This is a genomic window from Nitrosopumilus sp. K4 (genome assembly GCF_018128925.1).
GTDB lineage: Archaea > Thermoproteota > Nitrososphaeria > Nitrososphaerales > Nitrosopumilaceae > HKST03.
The window spans coordinates 424,103-437,361 of the sequence record NZ_CP067007.1; the positions used below are offsets into that span (position 1 = coordinate 424,103).

Sequence of the window (13,259 nt, forward strand, 5' to 3'; positions counted from 1 at the left end):
ATCCATAGGGTATAAAAATAATGGGTGAATTTTCATTAACAATGTCTGTATCAGATGATTTTGTGGCTTTAGCTACAAAAGAAATCAACGAAGAAATTAATGGAATTGAAACTATTTTGAAATCTTTGTCTACTGATGATGATGTTTTTACCAATGCTAAAAAATTACAAAGACACACTCACAAAATTAAAGGATTGGCGCCTATGATGGGAAAGGAGAGTGTTGGAGAAGTGGCATCTGAATTAGACAATATTCTCAAAAAAATAATTGATGGAAAAAAATATGAATTGCTTAAAGTTTTACAAAATTCAGTAAGGGAAATTAAAAGTTCGATGAATGACTCTTCTTATAGTTTATTGGAACTAAAAAAGAAAATTTCAGAACTAACTTTGTCTGATGACTGATATATTTTTAATATCAGGCAAGTCTGACTAGACTTATGGCAAAAATCCTGATTGCTGATGACTCTGATGCAATTCGACTTGTTTTGAAAGATATTTTACAAATTGGTGAGCATGAAATTGTTGGTGAAGCAATTGATGGGGCAGAGGCTGTTGAACTTTTTAATTCTCTTAACCCTGATATCTTATTGCTTGATTTGGCAATGCCTAAGAAAGACGGTCTAACTGTACTAAATGAAATAATTCCTCACAATCCAAAGGCTAAGGTGATTTTGATTACTGCAAGCGATGATCAAAAAATAATTTCCTCTTGTATGAATGCAGGCGCAATGTCTTATATCTCAAAACCTTTTGATTTTAACAAAGTATTGCAATCAATAAATGATGTTTTGGGAAAGTAATTTAGGGCCTAAGTGTGTTTGTAAGGTGTTCTGATTTGTCAAAGATAGTTGTTGATACAAGTGTTATAATTAACGGACAATTGATATTTCAAATAGAGTCTGGTAATGTTCAAAATTCTGAAATTATTATACCTCAAGCAGTATTTGATGAACTGCAATCACAAGCATCTCAGAAAAAAGAAACAGGGTTTGTTGGTCTTGAAGAGATAAAAAAACTAAAAGACATTTCAAGTAATTTTGGTTTAGAAATTTCTATCCAAGGAAATCACCCTACTGTTGATGAAATCAAAATGGCTGGGAGTGGAAGAATTGACGCACTAATCAAAGATCTAGCAAAACAAAACAAAGCCTCGCTTTATACTTCTGACAAAGTTCAACATTTAGTGGCTCAAGCTGAAGGAGTGGAATCCGTTCTCATCAAACCGACTCCAAAAGAAACTCAGTTGGAATTTTTAAAATATTTTGACTCAGAAACAATGAGTGTCCATCTTAAAGAAAATCTTTCCCCGTTAGCCAAAAAAGGAAAACCTGGAACATTTGCATTAACTAAACTATCTGATGATGTTTTATCAAAAGACTATTTGGAATTTATGGCAACACAAATTTTAGAGGCTGCAAAAATTTCTGATTCTAGCACTATTGAAATTTCTAAAACAGGTGCTTCAGTAATACAACATAATGATTATAGGGTTGCAATTACTCGCCCACCCTTTTCTGAAGCATTTGAGATAACCATTGTGCATCCAATTGTAAAATTATCTCTTGAAGATTATGATATTTCTGAACAATTAATGCAGAGATTTTCTGATAGGGCCGAAGGCATTGTTATCTCCGGAGCTCCTGGCTCTGGAAAAAGTACTTTGGCATCTGGTCTTGCTAATTTCTATCACAACACAGGAAAAATCGTCAAAACATTCGAGTCTCCGAGAGATCTTCAAGTTGATCCTGGAATTACCCAATACACAAAACTTGATGGAAGTTTTGATAATACTGCTGATATCTTATTGCTTGTCCGACCTGATTATACAATCTTTGATGAGGTACGAAGACGTGAGGATTTTAGAACATTTGCCGATTTACGATTGACTGGTGTTGGTATGGTTGGTGTAGTTCATGCAAATTCCCCTCTTGATGCTATTCAGAGATTTATTGGAAAAATAGAACTGGGCATCATCCCAAACGTACTTGATACAGTTGTTTTTGTTAAAGACGGCAGGATAGAAAAAGTCTATGATTTAGAACTTAAGGTAAAGGTCCCAACAGGGATGACCGAATCTGATTTGGCAAGGCCTGTAATCGAGATTAGAAATTTTGCAGACAATGTGTTGGAACATGAAATCTATACGTTTGGAGAAGAAAATGTAATTGTACCCGTCGCAAAAAGAGTTCAAAAAGTTGGGATCGAGAAATTAGCTGAAGACAAAATTCGTGATACTTTTAAAAGATATGACTCTCGTGCTGAAGTGCAAATATTATCTGATAACCGAGTACGTGTTTTAGTTGACAAGACTTCAATTCCTGCAATTATTGGAAGAGGCGGATCTAACATCAATGACATTGAAAAGCAACTAAATGTGCATATTGATGTTGAAGAAAAAGGAGTTCACTCTGATTCTATCGATTCTGGTGATTTGCCCTTTGTCTTCTCCGAATCTAAAACAGCTCTTGTTCTTACTGTTAGTAGGGAATACACTGCAATGCATGCTGACATTTATGTTGGTGAAAAATATGTAACATCTCTTCGAATTGGGAAAAAAGGCCAAATTAAAATTCCAAAACGCTCTGATATAGCAAGAAATCTGATGCAGCTTGCATCTTCTCAAAATGATATTCACATATTCCTCAAAGATTTTTAAAATTATCTAAAATTTTTGGATTTGACTTTAGAAATGTAATGAATTTTCGTAATTGTCTAATTGTTTTTGCATTTAGGTGATGCTCGATGCCTTCAATATCTTGGTTTGCCGTTTCATCTCCGATTCCCAAAATTTCAAAAAACTCTAAAAGTATTCCATGTTTTTGGCGAATTCCTTCTGCGATTTGTATTCCTTTGTTTGTGAGATTTATGCCGTGATACTTTTCATATTCCAAAAATCCGTTCTCATCTAATCTCTGTAACATCTTAGTCACACTTGGGGCACTTACATTCATGTATCTTGAAATGTCTAGAGTCGTTGCATATCCTTTCAATTCTACTAACTCAGATATTATTTCCAAATAGTCCTCCATTCTTGCACTGTAATTGCTTTTTTCTGACTTATGTGCAGCTTTGATGGATTCTAACCGTTTTGAGTTTTTTGACTTCATTACTTTCTAATATCTTGCTAATCTAGTATAATTGAGTGTCTTTTTGAGTCTGGGCTGGTTATTCTTTGTTGACTTGCAAGTGATGGATCTTGATCTTTGAATCTTAACTAATTTTTTCAAAATGATAATTGGCATGGTAGACCCTCTAAAGGCACGTTTAGAAAAATTGAAACGATACTCTGATTCTGCCAAAAGACGGGCATCACTATATTCTGACATTGCAAAAATTGACGACAAAAACGCCTCTGGCTCATTAGGCGCATTACAGAAAGCTCCTGCCCCTGGAAAAAAACTTCAAAAGATTGGTTTTATCATGTTATGGGTTCCTGAACCAACAGGAGTCACATGTGCAATTGGTGGTCCCATGATTGTCGCTGGAAGGTACTTGGAAAAAAAATACAACAGTGCAACAATACATGACATAGGACATGAGACAAAAAACACCTTCTCTGCCCTGCATGATTTTAAAAAATCTATTATGTAACACTCTAGTTTTTAATAGGAATATTTTCAATTCAAATTAATGGCAACACGTACTCAAATTCTAATTCCTGTGGGTATTGCTGCTGTGATTATTGGAATTGTTGGAATATTGGCAATCCCAAGCGATAGTAAACTGGAATCTGTGGAGTTTCCAAGAGGTACGATAAAGGTTGATGATGTCCCTCTGCAAGTTCAAGTTGCTGACACTGAACCAAGAAGAATTAGGGGTTTGATGTTTCAAGATCAACTCCCTTATGATCAGGGAATGATTTTTGTTTTTGAACAACCTGGACTGTATTCTCTTTGGATGCTTAACATGCAATTTCCCTTAGATATGATTTGGTTTGACGGTCAAGGGAATGTTGTTCATATTGAAAAAAATGTCCCTCCTTGTAAGACTGCCATTGAAACAATGACTTGTCAGAGTATAATTCCAGACGGCAATGCAATGTATATTCTTGAGGTAACATCTGGTTTTGTTGATCTGCACAACATTACAAAAAATTCTAAGTTAAACATAATTTCAATCTAAATTGGAAAAGCTTATCTTTTGATTTAATTTTGAATCCATTATGAATACAAAAAAAACATTTTCTGTAATGATTACAATTGTTTTAGCATCTATTGCTGTTGTTTTTGCTTCAAGTTATACTCTGGATTTTGATAATACAAATAAAATTGGATTTACGTATTCTGATTCTAAACTTATTAAAAATGTTCTTTCATCAAAAGATATTTTCATGTCTACACCTATACGAATTTCTGATTATACTGTAAAACAATATTGTATGTATTTTGATCAGGACAACGATCAACACATTATGGATTATTGTTTGACTAGTGCTCTGACCAATTTACACGGTGAACCATTGGGGAATATCAACATTGGTGGCAATTCAGAACACCCACAAATGGCAGTAGCACTAATTGAGACGTCTGACATTGATTCTAGGCAAGAAACTATTGTTTCTGTATTTGATACTTTGATTGATGTGTTAGTTTGTGATTGTTGGGAAGAGCAACAACCTGGCGGATTTGCCTCTGTATCTGATTGGATTGCTGCTGCAAAAGCATACTATGTTGAATCTGAACAGAATAGCACAAAATCAAAAATTTCGGGTTTGGTTGGTAATCAATTAATTTTAGAGATAACATCGACGGGTGATTCTTACTTGTGGACATTGATTGTTTTAAAGTAGTCTAATATACGACAATATTCTTTGATTGACAATTGATATGATTGATCAACTTTGGTTAATTCCTTTGGGATTTGTAGCAGGTGTTCTTGGTTCGATGATTGGCTTGGGTGGCGGAATTATTGTTGTTCCTGTCTTGACATTTTTTGGATTTCCACCAACATTGGCTGCAAGCAATAGTCTTTTTGCAGCTTTTAGTAATGCTGTTGCCTCTACATTCTCTTACTCACGTCAAAAAAGAATTGAATATTCTTTGGGATTGAAACTTGGATTGCTTTCTGTTCCTGGAACTGTGCTTGGCGCATATGTTTCAAGTGATGTAACGCCTGGAATTTTTAAAATATTGTTTGGTCTGGTGTTGTTGTCATCTGCTGTGTATATATTTTTGAGAAAAAAAATCGAAACCAAGGAAAAAAACGTAACAAAACAGATGATGATTTTTGCAATTGGTGCTAGTTTTTTTGCTGGAATTATCTCCTCCTTTTTTGGAATAGGCGGAGGAATAATCTTTGTTCCGTTGATGGTTGTTGGAATGGGGATGGCAATGAAAAAAGCAGCTCCTACATCTCAATTCATTTTGTTATTTGCCTCTCTTTCTGGAATCATGGTTCATAGTATTTTGGGACATCCTGATTTTTTCCAAGCTGGTCTCTTGGCAAGTGGTTCATTTGTTGGTGGATTAGTTGGTGCAAGACTTTCACTTGAAATCCGAGAACGTTATTTACAAATTCTTGTCTCTGTGATAATTATTGCTGGTGCGATAAAGCTCTTCTTTGACTCTTTTTCTGAAAACACCTTTTTATTTGGATAATTGACTAGGCTCAAAAAAAATTATGTATTTTTATACAAATTTTGTAATGCTTGTTGTTAATTAGATCCTTTGATCTGATGGCCGGTAAATGGTGAGTTTCTCATGTTAGAATGCAACTGTGAAATTGTATTAACTGGATAATTTTGCCAATATTCTGGTGAGATTAGCACCAATTTTCTTTACTTTCTCTTCTGTTTTCTTATCTTTAAGTGAATTGTCAGCATCAAAAGCTTCATGTGCTGCAGAAACTGCAATCTGTTCTGGGATAACCATCACACCCATGTTTTCAAGAATGGCACGAACATGTACCATTCCTCTTAATCCTCCCAATCCACCAGGTGATGCACTCATAATTCCTGCAACCTTTCCTGTGTAACAATTCAAAGTATTGTTTTCTAATTGACGAGATGTCCAATCTATGGTGTTTTTTAGCACTCCTGTTATGGAGCTGTTGTACTCTGGCGCAGCAATTAGAAAGCCTTGTTGTGATGACATTAACTCCTTTAGTCTTTGTACATTTTGAGGGAGACCTTCATTTTGTTCCAAGTCTCCATCATAAAGCGGCATTTGAAAATCACGCAGATCAATTACTGTAACATCCGCACCAGCTTCTGATGCACCTGTAGCAGCAATTTGGACTAATTTTTTATTAAATGAATCCGTTCTAGTACTTCCAGCAAACGCAAGAATTTTTGGTTTCATATTTTTTATCTGTCTCTGTGATATTTAACATCATTAGTAATTATTCACTAAGGAATATCTTATAATTAATGACTACTGTCAATACTTTATACCTGATAATCTATGTGGAATGTGATTATGTCAAGATAAAAATTCACAATGATTAATCTGAAACAGTAATGAATACAAATTCTGGCAACTATCTATTCTATTTATCTAAATCTATTAATGTTAATGTGGAACGAATATCTTCCATCGTACGTATATTGTATGCTACGGTTTCTTGTATCTTATCTTTTATGTCATTCTCAATTTTTGCAATCACGTCAAATGCACCAAAAGTGCCATGTACTTCTTTTACACTCTCAACATGTTTTAGATTCTCGATTATGGCATTTTTTTTACTGTCTTCACAATTTATCAAAACATGTGCTGTAGTCATTATTTACTATAGCATAACAAATTATTTAAAAGAATATGAAAATTAAAGATGAAATATTTTTTGATAATATCAGCTTAAATTAATCATTGATGTTGATGATGCTTTATTATTGTTTTTAACTAAGTAATATTAATGACTAAAATTAATTCATTTAATCTATTTTTGATGAGTATTGTATCTGTTTTGTTATTTTCTAGCTATATCATTCCTGTTTTTGCAATTACATTAGAAACAAGTAGTTTATCTTATGGATCTGCAGACAGGATGTTTCTTAAGGGCACAATAGATCCTGAAAACAAGTTTTACGAACCTGTAATATTAAATGTGTTTAATAATGGAGAAAAAATAATTCAGATGCAATCTGATATCGTTGAAAATTCATTTACTGCATTAATTACTGGTACAAGAGGATCATTTGATCCTGGCTTTTATTCTGTTGAAGCATCGCATTCCTCAACAACTGAAACAGCATCAGTTTTGATTGCAGTAGTTGAACGTGATAATTCTTCAGGTGACTATCCATGAATTTGTATGATAAAAAACAAGTAAAGTGTTCCATCTGTGGTGCATTCCTTGGGGAAATTCTGAATAATTCATCAATACTATTCCCCTTATGCGGTGCATGTACTAAGGCAGAAAAGAAGATTTCAAGAAAAGGTATTGACAAAATTTTAGTGCCGATTGATGATACTAAAAAATCCCAAAGAACGCTAGATGTGGCAATATATCTTACAAAATATCTGGGTTCGTCACTCGTATTATTCAAAGTAATGCCAAATATGGCAACAGGTGAGTTTTCATTTATCAAAGATGCCATGAAAGAATTGAGACAAAATGCAGAAAAATCGATAAAAACTGCAAAGAATTACTGTGAAGATAAAAATGTTGTTGCAAAACATCTTGTTGTTAAAGGAGACGAGGCTGAAGAGATTATCAAGACAGCAATAAAATACAAAATTGATTTGATAGTGATGGGCTCTTCAGGAAAAAATGCTTTAAAAGAATTAATTTTTGGAAGTGTTTCAAATTATGTCATGCACAATTCAAATATTCCAGTTATGATTGTAAAAGAAAAATCAGTAAAATTAGGTACTAGAAAACCTAAAGTGAATAAACCAAAAAAACTTCGTAGACAAGGTGGCGGTGTTTCATTATCAAAAATGAAACAAAAAGCTGGAATGGAAAACTGATACTTGGTGTAATAAAGTTTCTTTTCAAAAAAATGATTAATTATAATTGTGTAATCTAATCACAATAGTTTCATCTGTTTTGTTACTCTGATGTAATATGCATGCGGATGTAACCCACATCCTAGTAACATAAAAAAAACAAATTCAAACAGCACACAAAATATTAAGAAATCTCAAAACTCTAGAAAAAATATTTCAAATCATAATTCAGTGTGTAATCTGTAAACATTACTTTGAGCTGAAAACTTGATGAACTCCACTGTTTTCTTGTTAAAACTACTATGTGTTATACAAAACTAAAATGACAGGAATTTTTTATTTGATTTATTCTTTACATTATGTTATAAAAGAAATAAGAAAAAAGTATCTTTAAACACCTAATCATGTGCATGTGGGTTTGCAGATCCAGATTCCATCTTGACAAACATGCCTGCCTCTTTTTCATGGTATTCTTGATTTGACTGATCAACTTTGATTGCTTGAGGAGGACAAACTGATACGCATGCCATACACCATATACAGTCATGTTCTCTAATAGGATCTGCTTTGTCTGTGTGGTCTTTTCGTTCATCTTTAACAGAACTTCCAGTTCCTTCAAAAGTCTCACCAATTGCCTTTATTGCTGGAATATCTTTTTCCGTTCTATACCATTGGAAGACCTGAACAGGACATGCTTCAATACAAGCACCATCTGCAACACAAGAATCCCAGTCAACTGCAACCGTTGTTCCGCTTATTCCTAGAGGCTCTTGTTTTTCTCCTCTTTTTGAATAAGCAGCTTTAACATTTTCATTAGTAGAAGATTCTGCATTTGCTCTTCCAGGACCCCAAACAAAATGAAAATTTCCGTCTGCATTATTGATTTTTCCTATTGGTTTGAATCCTTCTGGAAATGCATCGTCTATTGGCATGGTATTATTTGGTTAACATCGTATTTAATGCTGTAAAAAGTTAGTTCAAACTAATTTACATATAACAATTTTTACAACAGCGGTATAGTAACAACATGAATGAAGAAGAATTAATGAAATCTATCATAGTATTGTTACAAAATGACAAGGGAGACAAAGACATTCTTATTCGAATTTTAAATAATTTAAAAAATGACAGACAAATTTTTGGTCCAGATAAAAATTATCTTACAGGCATACTTGAAAGGTTTTCACCTGAAGACATTCGTTTTCTATCTGAGTAGATTTTCAATTTTTTTACTTGTCAAAATGTTTTTTCATAGCAATAACTGAAATTATGACAATTGCAAGTAAGTATTTAGAAAACGCTGACGATCTTGTAAATGTTCAATACACATACATCAGTTTTACTTAATTATTCAGTTTACTTAAAAAAATTATGATAAAGAAACAACCAACGAAATTAGAAAAAGAATGGAAAAACTTAGAAATAGGTGAAATGCAAGAAAACAATCCGCAGATAAGAACAAACAATTATGAACAAGATGATGGATATGACTTGTCGGAGAATCTTGACACTGAAAATTAACGATTCTATAAGTAATGTATTGGTTAATGAAGTATAATGAATGATTACACATGTACGTGTAAATGTGATTGTAAAAATCCTACTGGTGAGTATATCTGCAATAATTGCATGAGCAATCATCATAAGGTAAAAATCAAAAATTTGATCTCATTGGTTTGAAAAAGAATCGCTGATGCAATTAACTTCCAACCCTAGGATTAATTATGAATAAATGTCATTATACATGGAAAAGTAAAGAAATGTATGAGTTTTGAATTATTTATGCAAATTTATCAACAGATTCAGAATGTTTTATCCAATAACACATTTCAGGATTATGGGATAATTGGACTGTTTCTAAATTCTTTTTTGTCATCTACTGCAATACCTTTACCTACTGAAATTCTGACTTCAGCTTTACTGATAGGTGGGGAAAATCAAATTCTAATTGGGATAGCATTAGTTTTGGGCTCTGCAATCGGGGGAGTGTTGAATTATTTTATTGGGTTTGGTGGAAACACACTGATTACAAAATTCAAGAAAAAGAAAGATCAAAAGGAGACTAAGCAGAAAAACAGAGACCGTAAACTACTTGAAAAATTTGGCTGGAGTGCAGTATTTTTTGCATCTTGGATTCCAGTTATTGGAGATTTCATTCTAATATCTGCTGGTGCAAAGAAAATGAAGTTTATCAAGTTTCTTGTTTTCATGGTCACAGGCAAGACTTTCAAAACTATTGCAGTGGTATATGGATTGGGATTGATCTTTTAAAAAACACATGTCAAAATTTCCAATATTTTTTGCATTTTTCACAAAACAGCATAGATGTTAAGATTAGACTCTATTGGAAGATTCATAGTTTTTATGAATTATCAATGTGTCAAAACCCTCATCTTTGTTGGGCGTTTCAAATTCTTTTAGTTGTTTGTTTATTGCAGCCAATGGAAAGGAATCCTGCCTCCTTGTTCTTCTTTGTTCAATAATTCCTGATGAGGTATTCATAAAAATTCCAATCATTTTGGCATTGTATTTTTTTGCCATATCGATATGCATTTTTCGAATGTCTTTTGTAAGATTTGTATCATCAACAACTATGGTTTTGCCTTGCTTGAGGCATTGTTCAATGTAATTCATCTCCTTTTTTCTGTCGTTGTCAAAATAATACAGTCGTATTTCCTCATGAGTAAAATTTGCTTTGACATAAGTGGTTTTCCCACTTAATGCAATACCTATCATAATGACATATTCCAAGCTCATTTTCTTATCTTTTCTGATTTTTAATCAATATGATTGAACCAATTATTCTTGATAAATCATTTCTCAAAAGTGTAATTAACAGAATACTCCTTTGACAGGAGTTTCAATTGTTCTCCTGAGGGGATCCTATATAGAAGACATATACAAAGTCTTCAGTTTTAAAAATATTTTTAATATGGATTACCCATAATTTATCATCTTTATTCTTACGTTACTACCTTTAGTTTCTAGATAGTGTCCAATAAAATTAGTCATTTGTTCTCCAATTTTACGTCCTAATGCACCTTTCATCATACCCGACTTTTCAATGATATCTGTCAAAACTTCATCAATCTGAATGTTAAAAAATGTCCAACCAAATTTGTTGAATGGATCTCCAATGGTATATCTATTTTGTACATTACATTCCGTTTCCAAGTCTGTTAATGCCTGTTTAACTAGGAGGATTTCACGGTCATAACTTCTTGTACTAAGTTGGAATAAAGGATTCAAAATAATTCTACAAGTCTTTTCCATATGAGACAATTCTAAAAAAAATATTCACCAACTGAATTTTAACATCCATAATTAGAGGTACATGTATAATCATTTATTATAATTCTCACTTATTTTTATTGTGTTATTTTTACATAATTTTATGAATTTTAAATTTAATTCCACATCATTGTCTCCTAATGTTTTTTCCAAATCTGCGATATTTTTTATTAACATGTTCTTATTTTGTTAAACATGTTATTAAGAGAAACTTATGTTTGCGTTAATAAGACATACAAATTTGTTGATAAAAGTAACAGAAAAGTCAGCGTTGGTTAATACTCTAGAATTCACATACTGTACATGGCAACAAAAAAGAATCCAGGACACATTTCAAAGTTTCTTAAAAGAGCTGACAAAGCGATTGAGGATGGCATCAAAAAGGCTGATGAAATGTTAGATGATGCAGTAGAGTTTGGGCATCTGACCTATGATGACGCAAAAAAGACACGTGCTGAATTGAGACGGAGAGTAGCCCAGAAGGCTGCAATAACTGCAAAGAAAGCAAAAAAGACATCTGGAAAAGCAACCAAGAAGACTATCAAAACTGCAAAGAAAGCAAAAAAGCCAGCTAAGACAGTAAAAAAAACAGCCAAGAAGACTGCAAAGAAAATAGATGGAAAATAAACAATTAGATTTTCAAGTAGAAATTGCAAGGTTATCTAATCAAACTAATATCCTTTGTACACATGTTAATAGTACAATGAGTATGAAAAATCTGAAATATCATTTGAATGCTAATATTTTTGCATCAAAAATTCCAAAAAAACTATCAAAATCTGCATACGGCTACAGTATGACAGAGAGTGTTTTTGCAGGATTGCCAGCAGCAAACATGAAAGGAAAATGGATTCAATTAACTACTCTATCATTTCCTTCTAGTGCAATAGTGCCAATTGGTCATATTGGTCCTTGGAATGGCGGGGGATGGGATGATAAATTTGATGATGCCTACTGGAGAGAGAAACACAGACCCCAAGCCGAATGTGGAAAAGATCTAAAAAATATAACTACAGACAAAAGTGGAATTCAATTATCAAACAAACTATGGAAATTATTGGGATTAATGGGAAAGAAAACAGTATCTGTGAATTGGCATTTTGTACCAACACCTAAAAATAAAAAAGCACTGGTAATTGATAAAGATATGAAAAAAACAAACATCAATCCATACTTCTGATCAGTGAGCCTTTAGAATTGTAATTTCTCCCAATTATTAAATATGAAAAATGGCAAATATGTGTATAAAGAAAAAATTTCTAGCATTAATTGCAGTTGTATCATTCATTGCAGTTGTATTTGTTAACAGCTATATCCCTCCAAGTTATGATGTAATTGAACAACGAGAAACAATTGACGTTGAAAAAAGACTGGATGTTCTTTATGAAAATTTGATACAGTGCCAAAATAAAGAAAATCCTCGATTAATCGCAGAATGTACATATCCTGTTAAAAATGAAATTAAGATGTTAGAGTTTAAACAAAAATCAAAAATCTTTGTTGTTGGACCAATTACATATTATTATGCAGGTGGAGAAGTCCAAGTCTCTGAGCAGGGAATGGCCGTTTTTAATCTAGAAATGCTAGCTGAAAATACAGGTTCATCTGATGTTATATTACTTCACTGTTCTGGAGCTTTATCTTGTAATTATCATCTCTGGGATGGTGAAACTAAATACAAATTCTCTTCAACTAATTTTGCTGCTGGCAATATTGGAATAAACCCTGGACAGACAAAATTTATCAATATAATATTTGGACCTGGGCAAGGATATGGGAATTATGTTGATTTTGAATATGATTCTTCAAAAGAATATTTTCTTTTAATTGATGAATATTTTGGAAGTGCAGAAATTCCACTTGAACTTGTTCAAAAAATATAATCTGTTGAGTTTCATATCTATCTGCATCTAGTTTCACAATTGTCTTTGTCAAACCGATTTGAATTATCTATATGATCTTGAAATAAAATCTGGCAAATTTGTATATTGTATTGACAAACAAGTAAACAAAACTGACAAATATGTCCGTCTCTCTTAACTACTATTTTTCTGAATTAAAATATGTTGACTCAGAT

Annotated in this window: 21 protein-coding genes; 15 read left to right on the forward strand and 6 right to left on the reverse strand. The window is 32.7% G+C overall.

The window, feature by feature from the left end; all coding sequences use genetic code 11:
- The first annotated feature begins 41 nt into the window (after window positions 1–41).
- From NsoK4_RS02455 to NsoK4_RS02465, 3 genes are read left to right on the forward strand one after another with little or no spacing between them, the layout of a single operon-like run.
- Window positions 42–404, forward strand: coding sequence for an Hpt domain-containing protein (locus NsoK4_RS02455; RefSeq protein ID WP_211687803.1), 363 nt, complete (start codon window positions 42–44; stop codon window positions 402–404).
- Window positions 405–439: 35 nt separating this feature from the next.
- On the forward strand, window positions 440–802 hold the full coding sequence (locus NsoK4_RS02460; protein ID WP_211687804.1) for a response regulator: 363 nt from the start codon (window positions 440–442) through the stop codon (window positions 800–802).
- A 35-nt stretch (window positions 803–837) separates the two neighbouring features.
- Window positions 838–2,658 carry a PINc/VapC family ATPase gene (locus NsoK4_RS02465; protein ID WP_211687805.1) on the forward strand — a complete coding sequence of 607 codons (1,821 nt, stop codon included), beginning with the start codon at window positions 838–840 and terminating at the stop codon, window positions 2,656–2,658.
- Here the strand turns inward: NsoK4_RS02465 and NsoK4_RS02470 are convergent.
- Window positions 2,645–3,109, reverse strand: a complete 465-nt coding sequence (locus tag NsoK4_RS02470; protein ID WP_211687806.1) for a metal-dependent transcriptional regulator — start codon at window positions 3,107–3,109, stop codon at window positions 2,645–2,647. The genes NsoK4_RS02465 and NsoK4_RS02470 overlap by 14 nt on opposite strands.
- 133 nt (window positions 3,110–3,242) lie before the next feature.
- Here NsoK4_RS02470 and NsoK4_RS02475 point away from each other — a divergent pair, with 133 nt between their 5' ends.
- The 4 genes from NsoK4_RS02475 to NsoK4_RS02490 are packed head-to-tail and all read left to right on the forward strand — an operon-like array spanning window position 3,243 to window position 5,599.
- Window positions 3,243–3,593: a hypothetical protein gene (locus NsoK4_RS02475; RefSeq protein WP_211687807.1), complete on the forward strand. Its 351-nt coding sequence runs from the start codon at window positions 3,243–3,245 to the stop codon at window positions 3,591–3,593.
- Window positions 3,594–3,632: 39 nt separating this feature from the next.
- On the forward strand, window positions 3,633–4,124 hold the full coding sequence (locus tag NsoK4_RS02480; protein WP_211687808.1) for a DUF192 domain-containing protein: 492 nt from the start codon (window positions 3,633–3,635) through the stop codon (window positions 4,122–4,124).
- A 40-nt stretch (window positions 4,125–4,164) separates the two neighbouring features.
- On the forward strand, window positions 4,165–4,791 hold the full coding sequence (locus tag NsoK4_RS02485; RefSeq protein ID WP_211687809.1) for a hypothetical protein: 627 nt from the start codon (window positions 4,165–4,167) through the stop codon (window positions 4,789–4,791).
- 37 nt (window positions 4,792–4,828) lie between these two features.
- Entirely contained in the window at window positions 4,829–5,599 is a 771-nt protein-coding gene (locus tag NsoK4_RS02490; protein ID WP_211687810.1) for a sulfite exporter TauE/SafE family protein, read from the forward strand.
- Window positions 5,600–5,728: 129 nt separating this feature from the next.
- Here the strand turns inward: NsoK4_RS02490 and NsoK4_RS02495 are convergent, their stop codons facing one another.
- Both NsoK4_RS02495 and NsoK4_RS02500 read right to left on the reverse strand, forming a co-directional pair.
- The gene (locus NsoK4_RS02495) at window positions 5,729–6,301 is read right to left on the reverse strand and encodes an NADPH-dependent FMN reductase (protein WP_211687811.1); all 573 of its coding nucleotides are present in this window, start codon (window positions 6,299–6,301) and stop codon (window positions 5,729–5,731) included.
- Between the two features lie 187 nt (window positions 6,302–6,488).
- Entirely contained in the window at window positions 6,489–6,722 is a 234-nt protein-coding gene (locus tag NsoK4_RS02500; RefSeq protein WP_211687812.1) for an Lrp/AsnC ligand binding domain-containing protein, read from the reverse strand.
- A gap of 132 nt (window positions 6,723–6,854) precedes the next feature.
- Between NsoK4_RS02500 and NsoK4_RS02505 the strand changes: the two genes are divergently transcribed.
- The gene (locus NsoK4_RS02505; protein WP_211687813.1) at window positions 6,855–7,247 is read left to right on the forward strand and encodes a hypothetical protein; all 393 of its coding nucleotides are present in this window, start codon (window positions 6,855–6,857) and stop codon (window positions 7,245–7,247) included.
- Window positions 7,244–7,912, forward strand: a complete 669-nt coding sequence (locus NsoK4_RS02510; protein ID WP_211687814.1) for a universal stress protein — start codon at window positions 7,244–7,246, stop codon at window positions 7,910–7,912. Before NsoK4_RS02505 ends, NsoK4_RS02510 begins: the two co-directional genes overlap by 4 nt.
- Before the next feature lie 377 nt (window positions 7,913–8,289).
- On the opposite strand, the gene NsoK4_RS02515 is transcribed toward NsoK4_RS02510, so the two are convergent.
- Window positions 8,290–8,823 carry a ferredoxin family protein gene (locus NsoK4_RS02515; protein ID WP_211687816.1) on the reverse strand — a complete coding sequence of 178 codons (534 nt, stop codon included), beginning with the start codon at window positions 8,821–8,823 and terminating at the stop codon, window positions 8,290–8,292.
- 95 nt (window positions 8,824–8,918) lie between these two features.
- Here NsoK4_RS02515 and NsoK4_RS02520 point away from each other — a divergent pair, with 95 nt between their 5' ends.
- The 3 genes from NsoK4_RS02520 (at window position 8,919) to NsoK4_RS02530 (ending at window position 10,162) form a co-directional block, all read left to right on the forward strand.
- Window positions 8,919–9,107 carry a hypothetical protein gene (locus NsoK4_RS02520; protein WP_211687818.1) on the forward strand — a complete coding sequence of 63 codons (189 nt, stop codon included), beginning with the start codon at window positions 8,919–8,921 and terminating at the stop codon, window positions 9,105–9,107.
- A 155-nt stretch (window positions 9,108–9,262) separates the two neighbouring features.
- Window positions 9,263–9,412: a hypothetical protein gene (locus NsoK4_RS02525; protein ID WP_211687821.1), complete on the forward strand. Its 150-nt coding sequence runs from the start codon at window positions 9,263–9,265 to the stop codon at window positions 9,410–9,412.
- A gap of 243 nt (window positions 9,413–9,655) precedes the next feature.
- Window positions 9,656–10,162 carry a YqaA family protein gene (locus NsoK4_RS02530; RefSeq protein ID WP_249111114.1) on the forward strand — a complete coding sequence of 169 codons (507 nt, stop codon included), beginning with the start codon at window positions 9,656–9,658 and terminating at the stop codon, window positions 10,160–10,162.
- 63 nt (window positions 10,163–10,225) lie between these two features.
- On the opposite strand, the gene NsoK4_RS02535 is transcribed toward NsoK4_RS02530, so the two are convergent.
- A complete protein-coding gene (locus tag NsoK4_RS02535; RefSeq protein WP_211688828.1) occupies window positions 10,226–10,627 on the reverse strand; it encodes an AAA family ATPase in 402 nt (133 codons plus the stop codon).
- A gap of 201 nt (window positions 10,628–10,828) precedes the next feature.
- A complete protein-coding gene (locus tag NsoK4_RS02540; RefSeq protein ID WP_249111208.1) occupies window positions 10,829–11,164 on the reverse strand; it encodes a hypothetical protein in 336 nt (111 codons plus the stop codon).
- A gap of 321 nt (window positions 11,165–11,485) precedes the next feature.
- Here NsoK4_RS02540 and NsoK4_RS10020 point away from each other — a divergent pair, with 321 nt between their 5' ends.
- From NsoK4_RS10020 to NsoK4_RS02555, 3 genes are read left to right on the forward strand one after another with little or no spacing between them, the layout of a single operon-like run.
- A complete protein-coding gene (locus NsoK4_RS10020) occupies window positions 11,486–11,809 on the forward strand; it encodes an SHOCT domain-containing protein (RefSeq protein ID WP_249111116.1) in 324 nt (107 codons plus the stop codon).
- Window positions 11,799–12,362 carry a hypothetical protein gene (locus tag NsoK4_RS02550; protein WP_249111117.1) on the forward strand — a complete coding sequence of 188 codons (564 nt, stop codon included), beginning with the start codon at window positions 11,799–11,801 and terminating at the stop codon, window positions 12,360–12,362. The genes NsoK4_RS10020 and NsoK4_RS02550 overlap by 11 nt, the downstream gene beginning before the upstream one ends.
- 49 nt (window positions 12,363–12,411) lie before the next feature.
- Window positions 12,412–13,065 carry a hypothetical protein gene (locus tag NsoK4_RS02555; protein WP_211687824.1) on the forward strand — a complete coding sequence of 218 codons (654 nt, stop codon included), beginning with the start codon at window positions 12,412–12,414 and terminating at the stop codon, window positions 13,063–13,065.
- The last annotated feature ends 194 nt before the right edge of the window (window positions 13,066–13,259 follow it).